This is a genomic window from Sciscionella marina DSM 45152, assembly GCF_000379465.1.
GTDB classification, from domain to species: domain Bacteria; phylum Actinomycetota; class Actinomycetes; order Mycobacteriales; family Pseudonocardiaceae; genus Sciscionella; species Sciscionella marina.
This window is the reverse complement of sequence record NZ_KB905381.1, coordinates 721320-738824: the sequence shown is the minus strand read 5'-3', so window position 1 is coordinate 738824 and position 17505 is coordinate 721320. Positions and strand designations below refer to the sequence as shown.

Genomic DNA, 17505 nt, shown 5'->3' with positions numbered 1-17505 from the left:
TAGTGACCGGTCACCGCTGGTGTGGGATCGCCCCATCCTCCTCCGCCGCCTCCGCGACCGCGCGCGCCACTTCGACCGACACCCGCGGGTCGAGCACACTCGGCACGATCCGGTCGGCGGCGAGATCCTCCTCGGCGATGGCCGCGATGGCCTTCGCCGCGGCCAGGTTCATGCCGTCGGTGATCCGCCGCGCTCCCACGTCCAGCGCACCGCGGAAAATCCCCGGGAAGGCGAGCACATTGTTGATCTGGTTCGGGAAATCGCTCCGCCCGGTCGCGACCACCGAGGCATAGCGCCCGGCGATCTCCGGGTGCAGCTCCGGGTCCGGGTTCGACAAGGCGAACACGATCGGATCGGCGCCCATCCGGGCCAGGCAGCGCTCGTCGATGGTGCTCCCGGACAGGCCGAGGAACACGTCGGCACCGTCCAGGGCTTCCTCGAGGCCCCCGGTGAGCCCCCGCGGATTGGTCTCGGCCGCCAGCTTGGCCTTGACCTCGGTGAGCCCGTCCCGGCCGAGGTGCAGCACGCCCTTGGAGTCGAGCACCACGACCTCGGCCACCCCGGCCGCGGCGAGGATCCGCGCACAGGCGACCCCCGCGGCACCCGCGCCGTGGATCACCACGCGCAGATCCCCGATGCGCTTGCCGACCACACCGGCGGCCCCGCGCAGCGCGGCGAGCGTGACCACGGCCGTCCCGTGCTGGTCATCGTGCATGACCGGGCAGTCGAGCGCCTCCACGAGCCTGCGCTCGAGTTCGAAGCAGCGGGGCGCGGAGATGTCCTCCAGGTTCACCGCGCCGAACGAGGGGCGCAGCCGCACCAGCGTCTCGACGATCTGGTCCACATCGTTGGTGTCGAGCACCAGCGGGATCGAGTCGAGCCCGCCGAAGGTCTTGAACAGGGCCGACTTGCCCTCCATGACCGGAAGCGAGGCCGATGCGCCGATGTCCCCGAGACCGAGGACCGCGGAGCCGTCGCTGACCACGGCGACTACCCGGGAAGCCCACGTGTAGCGCTGCGCGAGCCCGGGCTCCTCGGCGATCGCGGTGCACACCTTGGCGACACCGGGGGTATAGGCGATCGAGAGCGCGCGGGCGTCCGCGAGCGGGGCCGTTACCGAAACGCCGAGCTTGCCGCCCTCGTGCGCGGCGAAGATCTCGGAGTCGTCGGGCTGAGCCTTGGCGTGTTCTTCCATCGTGGTCATAGCGTCCCTCCCAGGGGAGCGAAATTCCTTCCGGCGCGCTTAGTGGCGGGAAAATACGCCGACGGTGGCGCCGAACAGCGGTTTCCGGGCGGATTCCCCTCGCGCCCGATCGGCGCGTGACCCGTCTCCGGCCGGCCGTGGGCACCGGTCGGGCACCACGACCATGGACGCATGGATCGCATCAGTGTGCCACCTCACGGCCGCACTGTCTCGCCCCGGGGGTGCACGTCACACCTCGCAGCCGATCGCCCCCCACCGGACCGGCCCCATTACGCTCTCCGATCGTGGCACGTCAGCTGAGCATCCCCGAAGCGTACGAGTTCACCCCGAAGGTCTTCCCGGACCAGCGGGGCGCGTTCACCTGCCCGTACATCGCGGCCGAGTTCGCCGAGGTGACCGGGTACGAGCTCAGTCTCGCCCAGGTCAACCACAGCCGCTCGGCGCGCGGGGTGATCCGTGGGCTGCACTTCGCACAGCTGCCACCGAGCCAGGCGAAGTTCGTCTACTGCTCGCGCGGCTCCGGACTGGATGTGGTGGTCGACATCCGGCTCGGCTCCCCCACCTTCGGCCAGCACGACGCCGCACTCATCGACGCGGAACGGTGCAATGCCGTGTTCGTCCCCGAGGGCCTCGGGCACGCCTTCTTCGCGCTCGAGGAGGACACGGTGCTCACCTACCTCTGCTCGACCGGGTACGCACCCGAGCGCGAGCACGGCATCGATCCGCTCGACCCCGCGCTCGGGCTGCCCTGGCCTTCGGACATTCCGATGATCCGCTCGGCCAAGGACGCCGAGGCGCCGAGCCTGGAGCAGGTCCGCGAGCAGGGCGTGCTCCCGGACTACCAGGCCTGCCTCGACTGGTACTCCTCGCTGCGCAGCTGAACTACGCGGCCCGGCGCACGTCCTCGGCGAGCACCCGCTCGATATCGCGTTCGGCCGGCGCGGTGATCGTGACGAAGGGGTTCACCCCGAGGTAGCCGGGAACGAGCGCGCCATCGGTGGCCGAACCGAGCACGCAGCCACCGAGCGGGTGGTAGCAGAAGTCGTCCGCGAAGGCCCTGTTCTGCCCGAACAGGTCATGCCGGTACACGGTGCGGTTCACCGCGTTGAGCGAGTCGAACAGTGCCGTGGCCTTGGCCACGTGCACCTGACTCTGTTCCTGCCGCCAGCCGGGCCACAGCCCGTCGCTCGTCCGGTCGTAGCCGAACGCGGCGCGGTCCTCGCCTGTTCCCTTGCCATATAAGAGAAGTCGTAGGTGCTCGGGACGAAGGTAGTGGACAGTCCCGCCTTGCGCGCGGCCTTCCGGGAGACCCCGGCGTGCTGGTAGCACTCGGCGTCCTCGAACCAGTCCGGGGCGATGTGGTGCACCCCGAGTCCGGCCCGGGCGCGCGGCACACGGCGAGCGTAGAACTCGTCCGCGTCGATTCCCCGGAATACGGCCTCGAAGTTCTCCCGCTTCGGGGCCACCGCCATGGCCCCGTTCACCAGAGCCCCGTTCACCAGGGAGCTGCCGCCGACGCCCCCGGCCGACGTAGACATCCATGTGGTCGAAATGCACCCCGGCCTCCCCGAGCCGCAGCGCGGTGGCCGCCGCTCCATAACCGGTGCCGACGACGGCGGCGGGAACCCACTCCCGTCCCACCGCCGCTACCGGTTCCGCGGACACCAGGCTGAAGCCGGTCGCGGCCGCCGCGCTCATCGCCGCCATTCCCGGCGCCGCTCTGCCGAGGAAGCCGCGCCGTGTGCAATTGTCGATCACGAACGGAGAGGTTTCCCAGGTGAGGCCGCATTGCCCAGTCCCTGAATGCGGCAACCCGGCCACCCGTTCGATGCAGCGCGTACCACCGAGACGTGACGCCGCTATTTCTTCTCCGTCACATAGATCGTGATCGTCGCGCGCACCACCTCGGTCCCGGCGGTGTCGTAGACCCGCACCATAACCGGGATGTCCTGTGCCGCACCGAAAACCGGCGGCTCGGCCGGTTCGGCGACCGCGCGCAGGCTCGTCTTGGCCTTGGCGAGGTATTCCACGGTCATCCCGCGCGGCAGCCAGCGATGCGTACCGGGAACCGTCGCCTCGGCGAGCATGCCCATGGCGACCTCCGCGAGATTGCACGCGGCGATCGCATGGAAGGTGCCGATGTGGTTGTGCACGCCCCACCATTTCGGTGCGCGCACCTCCGCGTGTCCCGGGCGCAGTTCGGTGACCGTGGGCAGCACCGTGCCGAAATACGGGGCGCGCAGCGAAATGGCCGCGGAGAACAGCCGGTTGCCGAGCGGAAGGGCGGACAGCCGCTCCCACAGGCGAAGCGTCGATACCATGCCCTCGAGATTACCCTACTCGCTAGTAACCGGACTTATCCCACAACACACTGCGCGGCCGCCCCGACGCTCGTACGATGCGCCGCATGTCGCACGAATCGGCGGTCTACCTGCTCCGGCACGGGGAGACCGAATGGTCGCGGTCCGGCAAGCACACCGGGCGCACCGATATCGCACTCACATCCGAAGGCGAGCAGCAGGCGCGCAGGGCTGGCGGTGTCCTCTCCGCACTGCGCGCGACGAGTGTGCCGCCCGCGCTCGTGTGCAGCAGCCCCCGCTCGCGGGCGGTGCGCACCGCGGAGCTCGCCGGGCTCGAGGTGGACAACCAGACCGAACTGCTCGCCGAATGGGACTACGGCGAGTACGAAGGCCGCACCACCGAGGAGATCCGGGAAAAGGTGCCGCACTGGACCGTCTGGTCGCATCCCGTCCCGGGCGGAGAGAGCGCCCAGGACGTGCACAAGCGTGCACTGTCCATTGTGGACAAGGCCAGGGCGATCCTGCCGCGCGGGGACGTGGTACTCATCGCGCACGGTCATTTCCTTCGGGTGCTGATCGCGACCTGGCTCGGCGGGCAGCCCGAGGACGGGGTGCACTACGGACTCGAGCCGGCCGCGGTGAGCGTGCTCGGCTACGAGCGCGGGATCGAGCAGATCAAGGCGCTCAGCGTGCCGCCACTGGAGACCGTGGACTAGAAGCCGGTCTGGACGGCGGAGCCGTCGATCCCCGGCCGTCGACGCGCACCGCGGCGGGTTCTCCGGTGTTTCCTCGCGAGGACAGCGCCGAAGGTTCCGCCACCGGACCCACCACGCGAGCCGGTTCGAACAGCTCCTATTCCTGCTCGTCCTCGTGCGAGTCCTGGTTCGGTGTCTCCCGGCTCGGTGTCCCCCAGACCCAGTCGCGCGAGGCGCGCACGAACAGCAGCACGATCACCGCGATCGCGACGGCGACGACCGGAAACGCGATCTCCGGCCGGGACGCGCCGTTGAGCGCGTAGTAGGCGACGCCGACCAGCAGGATCTGCAGCACCACCGCGGGGGTACGGGCCCAGCGCGCGCCGCGCAGCAAGCCGATCGCGACGGCGATCACACCCGCCGAGAGCAGCGTGAAATATCCGGCCTCGGCGAGCCGGTTGGTGATCGACTGCGCCCCGCCGGCGAGCACCCCGACGATGAACGCGATCCCGGCCAGCCCCTCCACGGCGACGAGCACGCCCGCGAGGCGCACCGTCCTCGGCACGGCTGGTGCGGACTCGGCGCTGGCCACCACATCTCCTCCTAGCAATGCAATTACGCTGCTTCCATCGTAGGTGAGAGCACACATGGGGGTTCCATGTCCTGCTGCGCTGTAGCTTTGGCGGCGTACCGCCGCGAGACAACCTTGGCGGCATATCGCCGCAAGACGTCGGCGAAGTACCTTCGCAGGCGATATCGGCACCTCGCCGCGAGAGCACCACAGCTGGCGTCATGGCTCAGTCCTCCGCCTTGCCGATCTCGGGCGCGGGCGTTTCCCGGCAAGGCACCCGCCGATCTGGCTCCCGCTCGTGACGGCTGGGAGGCCTCCAGCGCGCTCCCAGCCGATCCGGCGGCCGCCGCGTACCGTATAGCTCATGCGCGCGCTGCTCATCGTCAACCCGAAGGCGACCTCGACCAGTCGTGGCGGCCGGGATGTGCTCCGCCACGCGCTCGCCTCGGACACGAAGCTGGAGGTCGTGGAGACCTCGCATCGCGGGCACGCGATCGCGGCCGCCGAGTACGCCAAGGGCAACGGAACCGAGCTCGTGGTGGTGCACGGCGGGGACGGCACGGTCAACGAAGTGGTCAACGGGCTGCTCGCCACGGGCCCCGGCCCGGATGTGCCGACGCTCGCGGTCGTCCCCGGCGGCCAGGCCAATGTGTTCGCCCGCGCGCTCGGCCTGCCCAGTGATCCGATCGAAGCGACGGCGCGCCTGCTCACCTCGATCGAGGAGGGCGGCCGCCGCCGGATCGGGCTCGGCAGGGCGGGCGAGCGCTGGTTCACCTTCAACGCCGGGCTCGGTTACGACGCCGATGTGATCGCTCGCGTGGAACAGCGCCGGAGCAAGCGGGCCAGCCAGCTGCTCTATCTCCAGTCCGGATTCGCCAACTATCTGCGCGAGTCGCTCGGCGGCCGGGCGAGCCTCGAGGTGCGGCTGCCGGGCAGTGAACCGGTGCCCGATCAGCGGCTGGTCTTCGTTTCCAACACCGATCCGTGGACCTATCTCGGTCCGCGGCCCGTTCGGCTGAATCCGGGCGCCTCGTTCGAGACCGGGCTCGCGGTGTTCGCCACTTCCCGGCTCGGCCCGATCGATATCACGCGCACCGTGACGCAGGCCTTCCTCACCAAGAATGGTGTGGCCGGCAGGAACTTTTTACGTACCGATGACGTTGATTGGGTACGTGTGAGTTCGCGGACTCCTGTTCGTCTCCAGGTCGATGGCGACCTCGTCGGGGAACGGACCGAGGTGCGCTTCGAATCGATGCCGGACGCACTGACGGTAGCGGTATAGCGCGGACTCACCGGCGCAGAACCGAATAGGTGGCTAATTCGCGACCCCGGCCGCGGCTATTACCCGGAGCTGACACGCGCACTGGTAACTGGGTGAAACCGCTGGTCAGCGATCGTCTCCCGAATGGGTGAGTTCGCTCACCGATCTTTGGAAACCCCCTTGACATCCTGCGCAATCGTGAAAGTATTCACGGGCACCCCGAATGACTGTAGTAACGACTGGCGCACTCGCGCGCCTATTGAGGAGCATGTAGCAATGGACTGGCGCCACGACGCGGCCTGCCGTGACGAGGACCCGGAACTGTTCTTTCCCGTTGGAACCACTGGGCCCGCACTGTTGCAAGTCGCCGAAGCGAAAGCCGTTTGCCACCGCTGCCCGGTCGCTTCCTCCTGCCTGAGCTGGGCATTGGACAGCGGCCAGGACTCCGGTGTGTGGGGCGGTATGGACGAGGACGAGCGGCGCGCGCTCAAACGTCGCACCCGGATGCGCACCTCGGCGAGCGCCTGAGCGCACTCGCCGAATAGGCACAAAGAAAGGGAACCCGGCCGGGTTCCCTTTTTTGTGTGCCAGCATTAGTCAATGTGACCGATACCGTTGTGAGCGCGATCGCTGTGGTCGCGCTCAACCGAATCGGCACACCGCTCAGTTCGACCGTAAAGGAATGCGCAAGCTCGCTTCGGTTCCCTTGTTTTCCTTGCGCCCCAAGGAGATCGAGCCGGACAGCTCCGACTCGACGAGAATGCGGACGATCTGCAGACCCAGCCGGTCGGTGCGTTCGATGCTGAATCCCTCCGGCAATCCGATTCCCTCGTCGGACACCGCGATGTTGAGCCATTTCGCGCTGCGGTTCACCGCGACCGTGACCACACCGCCCGCCCCCGGCGGGTAAGCGTGCTCGAAACAGTTCTGCACGAGTTCGGAGAGCACGAGCACCAGTGGAGTGGCCACCTCGGCGCGCACGATTCCGAATTCGCCTTCCCGGCGCACCGTCACCACGGTCTCGGTGGTGGACACGTCCCCGAGGATCGGGAGCACCTTGTCCAGCACCTCGTCGAGGTTGACCTCCTCGTTGACCGACATGGCCAGGGTCTCGTGCACGGTGGCGATCGCGTCCACTCGGCGCACCGATTCGGCCAGCGCCTCGCGGGCCGGTTCGGTGTCCATCCGCCTCGACTGCAGCCGCAGCAACGCGGCCACGGTCTGCAGGTTGTTCTTGACCCGGTGGTGGATCTCGCGGATCGTGGCGTCCTTGGACATCAGCGCCCGGTCCCGGCGCTTGACCTCGGTGACGTCCCTGATCAGCACGAGCGCCCCGGAGGGCTTGCCGTACGGGGTGAGGGCGAGCGCGCGGAACAGCACGGCCGCTCCCCGGCCCGCGTCGGTCTCGAAGCGGTTGCTGGGTTCCCCCGCGAGCGCGCTGGTGATGCGCTCGGCAACCTCGGCCGCGTCGAACGGGTCCGGGATGAGGCTGCGGGTCAGCGGGATCAGCTCCGCGCCCAGCAGATCGGCGGCCGAGCCCATGCGGTGATAAGCCGACTGCGCGTTCGGGCTCGCGAACACCACGAAGCCGCGCTCGTCCACCCGGATCAGCCCGTCGCCGACCCGCGGGCTGGTGTGCACATCCGCGGCCAGTGCCTCCGAGGGGAAGGTCCCGTCCACCACCATCTGGCACAGGTCGGTCGCGCAGCCGAGGTAGGAGATCTCCAGCTTGCCCGGCACCCGAGGGGTACCGAGGTGGGTGTCCCTGCCGAGCACCGCGATCAGCTCGCCGCGCCAGCACACCGGGATCCCCTCCCTGCGCACCGGCACCGTGTCGTGCCACTGCGGGCTGTCGTCCTGGCTGATCGTGCGCTCCGTGCAGGCCCGGTAGAGCTGTGGTTCGTCGACCACGAGGGCGCGCTTGCCGACCATGTCCCTCGGGTGCGCCGTGGCCGCGGTCGTCGGGCGCGCCTGCGCCACACAGATGAATTCGGAGCGTTCGCTGAGCTCTTCGACCCCGCCGACCGGGATCCACATCAGGAAGTCCGCGAAGGACAGGTCGGCGAGCAGCTGCCACTCCCCGACGACCCGCTGCAGCTGGCCGACCTGAGCCCCGGACAGCGTCGTGTACTCGTCGAGCAGATCCGCGAGTGTGGACATGACTACCCGCGCACCTCCGCCCCTGTCTGCCCGGTCTCCCTGGTCAAGGCCGCCCTCCCAGACGCACTCTGGCTCGATTCCGATCGGCCTCCATCCAACCATGACCGGGGGTGCGCATCATCGCCAGGAGAGCGCGTGCGACACTCAATCTGCGGAAGCTGTGGCCGACCGGTCTTCGTGGGTGCGCACGTCAGAACGTTCGTTGGCCACAGCTGCCGCGTATGTAGCCGGGGACGGCTGAACGACCAAGGAGCGAGCATGTCCAAGCGCGCACGCAAGCGCCGCAGCAGGAAGAAGAACGGCGCCAACCACGGCAAGAAGCCGAACTGCTGACCTGAAAGAACCCGGCAAGGCGATCCGCCCGGCCGGGTTCTTTTTCGTGCTCGAAGCACTACGGAAGGTAGCTCAGCCCTCACGCTCGATTTCGATCGAGGTGAACGAGGTGTATTCGCGGATCGAGGCCTTCAGCCGGTCCCGCAGCTCGCTCGGCGCGTGATCCCCACCGCATTTGCGGTGCAGCAGCTCCTTGAGCTGGCGTTCGATGCCATACCGCTCCAGGCAGGAGCCGCAGTCGTCCAGGTGACGCTGCACCACCTCCTTGCGCTGGCCGTCGCACTCATGGTCGAGATAGACATAGATATCGGCGAGCACCTCGGCGCAATCGGCCTCGGTCGGCTTGCGTTCCTCGTTCATGAGCCGGCCACCTCCTTGGCTTTGCCCCGGCGGATGACGCCGCGTTCCACCGCCACATCGGCGAGCAGGTCACGCAGCTGCCGCCGCCCGCGGTGCAGGCGCGACATCACGGTGCCGATCGGCGTCTCCATGATGTCGGCGATGTCCTTGTAGGCGAAGCCCTCCACATCGGCGAGGTACACCGCGAGGCGGAACTCCTCGGGCAGCTGCTGCAGCGCCTGTTTCACATCGGTGTCCGGCAGGTGGTCCATCGCCTCGACCTCGGCCGAGCGCAGGCCACGCGAGGTGTGCCCGGCGGCCTGGGCGAGCTGCCAGTCGGTGATCTCCTCGGTCGGCGACTGCTGCGGCTGCCGCTGCCGTTTGCGGTAGCCGTTGATGTAGGTGTTGGTCAGGATGCGGTACAGCCACGCCTTGAGGTTGGTACCGCGGCGGAACGAGGCGAACGCGGAGTACGCCTTCAGATAGGTCTCCTGCACGAGGTCCTCGGCGTCCGCTGGATTGCGGGTCATCCGCAGCGCGGCCGAGTAGAGCTGATCGAGCAGCGGCATCGCGTCGCGTTCGAACCGCGCCACGCGCTCCTCGGGTGACTCCTGCGGCTCCTCCTCGGACACCGCCTCATCGGTCACGGCTGTCTCGGTGACCGCCGTCGCCTCATGTTCTTCGGCACTAGCGCCAGGCACCTGGCTCCCTCCGATTGCACTCCCTGTGCTCGTTTCGGGGCCTGCCTCGGCCCTCGCGGCCAAGGATACTCGCCGTGGACGCGGTGCCGTGCACGTGCGCGATCCGCTCGCCAGTTCGGTCATCACGTCTGCGGAAACACCCGACCGGCCACGCGCATTCCCACTCCCACCGGCTGGCATGCACGTCTTACAGTACGGACATGGCGGGAAAGGCTACGCAGGCCACGAAGGTGCTCGACCGCGCGCGGCTGCGCTATACGCTGCACGGCTACCCGGTCGAGCAGGACGGCGAGTCCTATGGGGCGAAAGCGGCGACCGCACTGGGCATCGAACCGGAGCGGATGTTCAAGACCCTGGTCGCCGAGGTGGACGGGGCGCTGCGGATCGGGGTCGTCCCGGTCTCCGGCAAGCTCGACCTCAAGGCGCTCGCCGCCGCGGCCGGGGGCAAGCGCGCGCGGATGGCCGAGGTCCCGGACGCACAGCGGGCCACCGGCTCTGTGGCGGGCGGGATCGCCCCGCTCGGGCATCGCCAGCGCATCCCGGTGACCGTCGACGAGTCCGCGCTGGCCTTCCCCACGATCTACTGCAGCGCGGGCCGGCGGGGGCTGTCCATGGAACTGGCCCCCGCCGACCTGGTGCACGCCGCCGGGGCGAGCACCGCCCCGATCGCCGGCTGACGGAACTACAGCGCTTTGGCGAGCCGCTCGGCCAGGATGTTGGCGAACCTGGCCGGTTCCCGCACCTCACCGCCCTCGGCGAGCAGCGCCATGCCGTAGAGCAGTTCGGCGGTCTCGGCGAGGCCCTCGGCGCCGTTGTCCTCCTCGTACGCCTTGCGCAGCCCGGTGACCAGCGCGTGCTTCGGGTTGAGCTCGAGGATGCGCTTCACGGTGGGGATCTCCTGGCCCATCGCGCGGTACATCTTCTCCAGGGTCGGCGAGACGTCGAAGGTGTCCCCGACGATGCAGGCGGGCGAGCTGGTCAGCCGGGAGGACAGCCGGACCTCCTTCACCTCGGCGTCCAGCTTGCCCTGCATCCAGGTGAGCAGATCGGCGTACTCCGCACGCTCGCTCTCGGTGTCCGAGTCCTCGGAGTCCTCCAGGTCCACCTCGCCCTTGGCGATCGACTGGAACTGTTTTCCGTCGAATTCACCGACCGAACCGACCCACATCTCATCGACCGGATCGGTGAGCAGCAGCACCTCACGGCCCTTTTCCCGGAACGCCTCCATGTGCGGGGAGTTCTCGATCTTGGCGCGCGACTCACCGGTGATGTAGTAGATCTGTTCCTGGCCTTCGGGCATGCGCTCGATGTATTCCCGGAGCGTCGTCTGCTTTTCGGCGTCGTCGGTGGAGTCGAACGAGGAGCATTCCAGGATCAGCTCGCGGTTCTCGGTGTCGTCGAGCAGCCCTTCCTTGAGCGCTTTCCCGAACTGCTCCCAGAACGTGGTGTAGCGCTCCGGATTCTCGGTCATCATCTCTTTGATGGTGCCGAGAACCTTTTTCACCAGGCGCCTGCGCACCGCGCGGATCTGGCGGTCCTGTTGGAGAATCTCCCGCGACACGTTGAGCGAGAGATCCTGCGCGTCCACGACGCCCTTGATGAACCGGAGGTATTCCGGCATCAGCGCCTCGCAGTCGTCCATGATGAACACGCGCTTGACGTAGAGCTGCACACCGCGTTTGCGTTCCCGCATGAAAAGGTCGAACGGCGCCTGCGCGGGAATGAACAGCAGCGCCTGGTATTCGAAGGTCCCCTCCGCCTTCATGTGAATGGTCTCGAGCGGATCGAGGAAATCGTGGCTGATGTGCTTGTAGAATTCCTTGTATTCGCTTTCCTCGACCTCGTCGCGGGACCGGGCCCACAGCGCCTTCATCGAGTTGAGCGTTTCGACCTCGGTCGATTTCTCACCTTCGGAGTCGGTCTTCTCGACCGTCATGCGGATCGGCCAGGAGATGAAGTCCGAGTACTTCTTGACGATATCGCGCAGCACCCGTTCCTGGGTGTAGTCGCGCATCTGGTCTTCCTCGTCGGCCGCCTTCAGGTGCAGCGTGACCGAGGTCCCCTGGGAGGCGGACTCCACCGTCTCCACGGTGTAGGTGCCCTCCCCGGAGGACTCCCATCGGGTCGCCTCGGTTTCCCCCGCCTTGCAGGTGACCAGGGTCACCTTGTCCGCGACCATGAAGCTCGAGTAGAAGCCGAGGCCGAACTGCCCGATCAGCTCCTGCGCGGCCGCCTCGGTCGTGCCCGAGTCCTGCGCGGCGCGCAGCTCGGCGAGCAGTTCCGCGGTCCCGGACTTCGCGATCGTGCCGATCAGGTCCACGACCTCGGCACGGGACATCCCGACGCCGTTGTCGGTGACGGTCAGGGTGCGCGCCTCCGCATCCGCGGACAGCTCGATGTGCGGATCACTCGTGTCCACCTCGAGGTCCTTGTCCTGATACGAGGCGAGGCGCAGTTTGTCGATCGCGTCCGAGGCGTTGGAGACCAGCTCACGGAGAAAGGTGTCCTTGTTCGAGTAAATCGAATGGATCATCAACTGCAGCAGCTGCCGCGACTCCGCCTGGAATTCGATCGTCTCTGCCTGCGGGCTCACTTGAGGTTCCCTCCATTGACTTGCGGAAAAATCGTGACCACCAGTGTCGCCGATTATAGGACGGGCAGGATCCGCTCGAGCCATTCACCGATGACCCTGCCGACCCCCGCGGTGTCCGCCTTGAGCGAATGATCCCCGGCAAGGGTCACCAGCTCGGTCCGTCCGCTCGCCGCCGGACGGCCGAACGGGTCCCGCTCACCCTGCACGACGAGGGCGGGCACCTCGACACCGTCCAGCTCCTCCTGCCTGCTGCGCTCCGGTTTCCCCGGCGGGTGCTCGGGAAACGCGAGGCAGAGCACCGCGCCGGCCCCGCCGTCACCCGCCGTGCGGCAGGCCACCCGGGCGCCGGAGGACCGCCCGCCGAACAGCATCGGCAGCCCTTCGTCACGCAGCCGCCCGGCCACGGCGAGCCAGGCGGTATCGAGCTGACGTGCCGGAGCCGGTGCGCGCCGTCCCGCGACCCGATAGGGCTGCTCCACCTGCGCGACGCTCACCCCGGCGGCCAGCGCCGCCTCGGTGGCCGCGATCAGATCGGGCGCGCCGAAGCCGCCGCCCGCCCCGTGGCCGAGCTGGAGCAGGGCGCGCGGGCGCTCGGCCTGGTGCCGGTAGACCCGCGCCGGTCCGTGCGGGGTCTCGATCTCGATAGCGGTCATCGCTCTCGCTCCCCGGGGGAGCTCGGCGCTTCCTGCGGGCGCTGTATCGATGATTCGCTCACCAGACCACTCATAGCTGCTCGAACAAGCTCGCCGGTGCTTCCGGCTCGTGCCGCTCGACCAGCGTGGTGTCGTTGTTGCGCACGCTGTTCACCCGCGCGCTCACCGGGCGCAGCTCGAGCTGTTCGGCATAGCCGGTGTCCGGGTGCCGCAGCAGCTCGGTCACCTCGCTGGTGTCCGGATCGAGCCAGTGCGCGAGCGCGTCCGGCCCGAGCACGAGCGGCATCCGCTCGTGGATCTCGGTGAGCGCCCCGGTGGCCGCGGTGGTGAGCACGGCCGCGGTCAGCAACAGGCCACCGTCGGGGGCGTGCCAGGTGGACCAGATCCCGGCCATGGCCAGGCTCGCGCCGTCCTGGCGGGTCAGGAAATAGGGCTGTTTGACGAGCTTGCCGTGCTCGTCGAGGTCCTTGCGCCACTCGTACCAGCCGTCCGCGGGCAGTACGCAGCGCCTGCTGGCCAGGGATGCCTTGAACGCCGCCTTCTCGTGCACCGATTCGGCGCGCGCGTTGATCATCCGCGCGGCACCCTTCGCGTCCTTGGCCCAGTGCGGGACCAGTCCCCAGCGCAGCACCCGCAGCGAGCGCTGCACCGCGGACGGATCCGCGACCCCGTGCTCATCGCGCGGATGCCGGTCGACCACCGCGACGACCGGATCGGTCGGGGCGATGTTGTAGTTCTCCGAAGGCCCCTGTTCCCCGGTCCGGTCCACCGCGGCGAACTCGTTCGCCAACATCGCCGGGCTCTTCGCGGCCGCGTACCTGCCACACACATTTCCATCGTGGCACGTGGCACCCTATGGCGGCGAGCATGGGATCATGTGCCCATGCAGACCGCATGGCCAGCCCCGACCGCACCGGCACCGGTACGCGCGACGGTGACCGTCCCCGGTTCGAAGTCGATCACCAACCGGGCGCTGCTGCTCGCCGCCGCCACCGCGGGCACCTCCACCGTCTCCGGGGCGCTGCGCAGCAGGGACACCGAGCTGATGCTCGACGCCCTGCGCGGGCTCGGGGTGGATTGCGCGGGCGCGGACACCGAGCTGACCGTGACATCCACCGGCAGCCCTTCGGCACCGGCCGCCGTCGACTGCGGGCTGGCTGGAACCGTGATGCGGTTCGTTCCGCCGTTCGCCGCGCTCGCCGAGGGCGCGGTGACCTTCGACGGGGACCCCTACGCGCGGCAGCGCCCGCTCGGCACGGTGCTCGGCGCGCTGCGCGAACTCGGCGCCCGGGTCGAGGGCTCGGCACTGCCGTTCACCATCACCGGTGCGGGCACCCTGGCCGGCGGCGAGGTCACCATCGACGCCTCGGCCTCCTCCCAGTTCGTCTCCGGGCTGCTGCTGTCCGCACCCCGGTTCGAGAAGGGCATCGTGGTGCGCCACGACGGCAAACCGGTCCCCTCGCTGCCGCACATCGATATGACGGTGGCGATGCTGCGCGAGGCCGGGGCCGAGGTGGACGACGGCGAGCCGAACACCTGGCGGGTGGAACCCGGAGCGCTGCGCCCACGGGACTGGGTGATCGAGCCGGACCTGTCCAACGCGACACCGTTCCTCGCCGCGGCGGCCGCGACCGGGGGCAGCGTCACCGTTCCCGGCTGGCCAGCGGAGACCACGCAACCGGGCCAGGGCATCCGGGCGATCCTGGAACAGATGGGGGCGAGCGTGCGGTTCGCCGACGGCGCGCTCACCGTGACCGGTCCGCGCGCGCTGTCCGGGGTGGATGTCGACCTGCACGAGATCGGCGAGCTCACCCCGACCGTCGCCGCGCTCGCCGCGCTCGCCCGAACCCCGTCCGAACTGCGCGGGATCGCGCATCTGCGCGGGCACGAGACCGACCGTCTCGCCGCGCTCGCCGCCGAGATCCGCGGGCTCGGTGGCGTGGTGCACGAGCGCGAGGACGGGCTGCGCGTGGAGCCCGCCCCGCTGCACGGCGGCGCCTGGCACGCCTACGACGACCACCGTATGGCCACGGCGGGGGCGATCCTCGGGCTGGTGGTGCCCCGGGTGGACATCGACGACATCGGTTCCACGGCCAAGACGATGCCCGAGTTCCCGAAGCTGTGGCGGGGCATGCTCGCGTGAAGAACCGGGACTGGCGCTCGATCGACGAGTCCGATGTACGGGTTCGCCCCTCCCGGGGCACCCGTCCCCGCTCCAAGCGCCGTCCCGAGCACGCCGATGCGGTGCCCGCACTGGTCACCACGGTCGACAGGGGCCGCTGGTCCTGCGCCGTGGACGCGCAGCAGGACCGGGAGGTCGCCGCGATGCGGGCCCGTGAGCTCGGCAGGACCCCGATCGTGGTCGGCGACCGGGTGGACCTGGTCGGTGACACCTCCGGACGCCCGGGCACCCTGGCCAGGATCGTGCGGGTGGCCGAACGGTCCAGCGTGCTGCGCCGCACCGCCGATGACACCGATCCCTACGAACGGGTCGTGGTGGCCAATGCCGAGCAGCTGGTGATCGTCACCGCGCTGGCCGATCCACCACCGCGCACCGGGTTCATCGATCGCTGCCTCGTGGCCGCCTACGCGGGCGGGCTGCGGCCGCTGCTCTGCCTGACCAAATCCGACCTCGCCGACCCGTCCGAGCTGCGCAGTGCCTATGCCGAGCTCGAGGTGCCCACCGTGGTCACCCGCGCCGACCGGGCGAACACCGAGCTGGCCGAGGCACTGCACGGCACCGTCTCCGCACTCGTCGGGCATTCCGGGGTGGGCAAGTCCACCCTGGTCAACCAGCTCGTGCCGGACGCCGATCAGCGCATCGGGGCGGTCAGCGCGGTCGGCAAGGGGCGGCACACCTCGGTGGCCGCGCTCGCACTCCCGCTGCCCGGCGGCGGATGGGTCGTGGACACCCCGGGCGTGCGCTCCTTCGGGCTCGCGCACGTCACCCCGGAGGACATTCTCACCGCCTTCGAGGAGTTCGCCGAGGCCGCCGAGGAGTGTCCGCGCGGCTGCGGCCACCTCGGCCCGCCCGGCGATCCCGGCTGCGCGCTCGACTCGATCGTCACCGAGGGCAACGGCAGTCACGGACGGTTGCTTTCTCTGCGCAGGCTGCTCGCGTCCCGGGCGGGCATTGCCGGATAATGGTAGGGTCCGGCTCGGTTGTCTTTGGTTAATCGGCAATTCTCGAACACTGTCATAGCGGAGCCGATAGGAAGATAAATGGTGCGCAAACAGGGACTCACGATCGGCGCGGGAATAGCCACGCTCGCCCTGCTCGCCGGCTGCGGCTCGGCGAATGAAAACGCCATGCAACATCCGGGAAACAATGCCGCGAACGCCGATCTCAGTAACACGTTCCGGGATGTGGCGACGTTGGTCGACACGGTTTCCTACAAGCAGAACACCGCGAAGACGAGCAAGGTGAAGCTGTCCGGGAACGTGATGGGCCAGCAGCTCACCGGGCAGGGCGCGATCGACCTGTCGAACATCGGTTCCCCGGCGATGAACATGACCGTGAACGCCATCGGCAAGCAGATGAGCATGGTCTTCAAGAACAAGGCCATGTACGTGCACCTGCCCAAACCCGAGCGCGCGGCCGCGGACAAGTCCTGGGCGAAGATCGATGCGAATGGCAATGATCCGCTTTCCAAGACCATGGGCAAGATCTTCACACAAATGGGCGATTCCGCGGATCCTTCGAAAACACTCGAACGGATTAAATCAACCGGGCGCCTCATGGGTGCCAAGCAGGAAAGCGTTAACGGCCAGCGAACCACGCATTACACCATTCGGATGGATACGCGTAAACTTTTCAAACAGCAGGTCGACGAGTTGAGCAAATCGCTCGGAAGCGGCATGCCGAAGCAGGCGGAACAGGAACTGAACAAATCCACCGCGCGCATGCCGAAAACCATGCCCGCCGATCTGTGGCTCAACGAGGGACAGCTGCCGGTCAAGTTCACCATGACGCTGCCCTCGGCAAATACGGTCGGCGGCCACGCCACACCGGTAAAAGTGAACGCGAATTACTCCGACTGGGGTAAGCCGGTCAGCATCCAGGCGCCCGCCCGGAATCAGGTGACGGACTTCGGCGCGATGCTGCGCGCCGAGCTCGGCAAGCTGTCGATGGCCATGCCGCGCGGCGGCAAATAACCTGGCAAACGGCCGGGAAGAGCACGGCCCCTCAGGACGGGCCGTGCTCGAACAGTTCGAGGAAGAACGGGAGCTCCTGCGGGGCGTACCAGGACAGCTCGTGGCCCTCGGTGGAGCCGACCGCGAACTCGGCGTCCCCGTCCCCGAGATCGGCCGCGTCGATGACCTCGGCGGCCTTCGTCACATCCCCTTCGGCCTCCGCATCGTCCACGTGCACCGCGGCCACCGTGCTCAGCGCGACCGGGCCGGCGAGCCGGACCGCGGCGAGGTCCAGATCGGCGCGCGGGGTGGCGTCCTCGACATCCGCGGCGATCACCGCCCGGCGCCGGGGCGTCTCCTCCTCGGCGGACAGCAGCCGCAGCGCGGCCCGCGCCGCCTCGAGCAGCGCGGCGTACTCCAGCTCTTCGGTGTTCCCCGAGGTGTAGGACTCGCGCAGCGCCGGGGTGAGCGCGAAGGCGGTGCCGCCGACCGCGGTCAGCTCGGTCTTGTCCACCAGTTCGCGCAGCATCGGGATGGTCGCCGGCAGGTAGATTCGCATTT

The 17505-nt window shown here is 68.6% G+C and carries 20 protein-coding genes; 9 read left to right on the top strand and 11 right to left on the bottom strand.

Annotated elements, in window-relative coordinates:
* Positions 1–10: 10 nt before the first annotated feature.
* Positions 11–1204, bottom strand: coding sequence for an NAD(P)-dependent malic enzyme (locus A37U_RS0109440; RefSeq protein ID WP_020496388.1), 1194 nt, complete (start codon positions 1202–1204; stop codon positions 11–13).
* Between the two features lie 281 nt (positions 1205–1485).
* On the opposite strand from A37U_RS0109440, the gene A37U_RS0109435 reads away from it, so the two are divergent.
* Positions 1486–2085 carry a dTDP-4-dehydrorhamnose 3,5-epimerase family protein gene (locus tag A37U_RS0109435; protein ID WP_026197032.1) on the top strand — a complete coding sequence of 200 codons (600 nt, stop codon included), beginning with the start codon at positions 1486–1488 and terminating at the stop codon, positions 2083–2085.
* A gap of 1 nt (position 2086) precedes the next feature.
* Here the strand turns inward: A37U_RS0109435 and A37U_RS53485 are convergent, their stop codons facing one another.
* On the bottom strand, positions 2087–2533 hold the full coding sequence (locus tag A37U_RS53485) for a hypothetical protein (protein ID WP_240437520.1): 447 nt from the start codon (positions 2531–2533) through the stop codon (positions 2087–2089).
* 530 nt (positions 2534–3063) lie between these two features.
* Entirely contained in the window at positions 3064–3525 is a 462-nt protein-coding gene (locus A37U_RS0109425) for a hotdog fold domain-containing protein (protein WP_020496385.1), read from the bottom strand.
* Positions 3526–3611: 86 nt separating this feature from the next.
* Here A37U_RS0109425 and A37U_RS0109420 point away from each other — a divergent pair, with 86 nt between their 5' ends.
* Positions 3612–4220, top strand: coding sequence for a histidine phosphatase family protein (locus tag A37U_RS0109420; RefSeq protein ID WP_020496384.1), 609 nt, complete (start codon positions 3612–3614; stop codon positions 4218–4220).
* Positions 4221–4356: 136 nt separating this feature from the next.
* On the opposite strand, the gene A37U_RS42950 is transcribed toward A37U_RS0109420, so the two are convergent.
* Positions 4357–4791 carry a hypothetical protein gene (locus A37U_RS42950; protein ID WP_040587187.1) on the bottom strand — a complete coding sequence of 145 codons (435 nt, stop codon included), beginning with the start codon at positions 4789–4791 and terminating at the stop codon, positions 4357–4359.
* 343 nt (positions 4792–5134) lie between these two features.
* On the opposite strand from A37U_RS42950, the gene A37U_RS0109410 reads away from it, so the two are divergent.
* Positions 5135–6052, top strand: coding sequence for a diacylglycerol/lipid kinase family protein (locus A37U_RS0109410; protein ID WP_020496382.1), 918 nt, complete (start codon positions 5135–5137; stop codon positions 6050–6052).
* A 255-nt stretch (positions 6053–6307) separates the two neighbouring features.
* Positions 6308–6559 carry a WhiB family transcriptional regulator gene (locus tag A37U_RS0109405; protein WP_020496381.1) on the top strand — a complete coding sequence of 84 codons (252 nt, stop codon included), beginning with the start codon at positions 6308–6310 and terminating at the stop codon, positions 6557–6559.
* Between the two features lie 135 nt (positions 6560–6694).
* Here the strand turns inward: A37U_RS0109405 and A37U_RS0109400 are convergent, their stop codons facing one another.
* Positions 6695–8191 (bottom strand): sensor histidine kinase, encoded by a 1497-nt coding sequence (locus tag A37U_RS0109400; RefSeq protein ID WP_020496380.1) that lies wholly within the window; start codon positions 8189–8191, stop codon positions 6695–6697.
* A gap of 258 nt (positions 8192–8449) precedes the next feature.
* On the opposite strand from A37U_RS0109400, the gene A37U_RS54815 reads away from it, so the two are divergent.
* Complete coding sequence (locus A37U_RS54815) at positions 8450–8524, top strand: 50S ribosomal protein bL37 (protein WP_420806230.1); 75 nt, start codon at positions 8450–8452, stop codon at positions 8522–8524.
* A gap of 72 nt (positions 8525–8596) precedes the next feature.
* Here A37U_RS54815 and rsrA read toward each other — a convergent pair whose 3' ends face one another.
* Positions 8597–8884, bottom strand: coding sequence for a mycothiol system anti-sigma-R factor (rsrA, locus tag A37U_RS42945; RefSeq protein ID WP_020496379.1), 288 nt, complete (start codon positions 8882–8884; stop codon positions 8597–8599).
* The gene (locus A37U_RS0109390) at positions 8881–9510 is read right to left on the bottom strand and encodes a sigma-70 family RNA polymerase sigma factor (RefSeq protein WP_020496378.1); all 630 of its coding nucleotides are present in this window, start codon (positions 9508–9510) and stop codon (positions 8881–8883) included. Before A37U_RS0109390 ends, rsrA begins: the two co-directional genes overlap by 4 nt.
* Before the next feature lie 254 nt (positions 9511–9764).
* On the opposite strand from A37U_RS0109390, the gene ybaK reads away from it, so the two are divergent.
* Positions 9765–10241 (top strand): Cys-tRNA(Pro) deacylase, encoded by a 477-nt coding sequence (ybaK, locus tag A37U_RS0109385; protein WP_020496377.1) that lies wholly within the window; start codon positions 9765–9767, stop codon positions 10239–10241.
* 5 nt (positions 10242–10246) lie between these two features.
* On the opposite strand, the gene htpG is transcribed toward ybaK, so the two are convergent.
* The 3 genes from htpG to A37U_RS0109370 form a co-directional block, all read right to left on the bottom strand.
* Positions 10247–12157: a molecular chaperone HtpG gene (gene htpG, locus A37U_RS0109380; RefSeq protein ID WP_020496376.1), complete on the bottom strand. Its 1911-nt coding sequence runs from the start codon at positions 12155–12157 to the stop codon at positions 10247–10249.
* 53 nt (positions 12158–12210) lie between these two features.
* Complete coding sequence (locus A37U_RS0109375; RefSeq protein ID WP_020496375.1) at positions 12211–12810, bottom strand: alpha/beta hydrolase family protein; 600 nt, start codon at positions 12808–12810, stop codon at positions 12211–12213.
* 70 nt (positions 12811–12880) lie between these two features.
* On the bottom strand, positions 12881–13639 hold the full coding sequence (locus A37U_RS0109370) for an SOS response-associated peptidase (protein ID WP_020496374.1): 759 nt from the start codon (positions 13637–13639) through the stop codon (positions 12881–12883).
* Between the two features lie 54 nt (positions 13640–13693).
* On the opposite strand from A37U_RS0109370, the gene aroA reads away from it, so the two are divergent.
* From aroA to A37U_RS0109355, 3 genes are all read left to right on the top strand, one after another.
* Positions 13694–14953: a 3-phosphoshikimate 1-carboxyvinyltransferase gene (aroA, locus tag A37U_RS50895; RefSeq protein ID WP_020496373.1), complete on the top strand. Its 1260-nt coding sequence runs from the start codon at positions 13694–13696 to the stop codon at positions 14951–14953.
* Entirely contained in the window at positions 14950–15954 is a 1005-nt protein-coding gene (rsgA, locus tag A37U_RS50890) for a ribosome small subunit-dependent GTPase A (RefSeq protein ID WP_020496372.1), read from the top strand. Before aroA ends, rsgA begins: the two co-directional genes overlap by 4 nt.
* Before the next feature lie 78 nt (positions 15955–16032).
* Positions 16033–16965 (top strand): SCO4651 family lipoprotein, encoded by a 933-nt coding sequence (locus A37U_RS0109355; protein ID WP_020496371.1) that lies wholly within the window; start codon positions 16033–16035, stop codon positions 16963–16965.
* A 31-nt stretch (positions 16966–16996) separates the two neighbouring features.
* Here the strand turns inward: A37U_RS0109355 and A37U_RS0109350 are convergent, their stop codons facing one another.
* Entirely contained in the window at positions 16997–17503 is a 507-nt protein-coding gene (locus A37U_RS0109350) for a DUF6912 family protein (RefSeq protein WP_020496370.1), read from the bottom strand.
* Positions 17504–17505 lie beyond the last annotated feature (2 nt).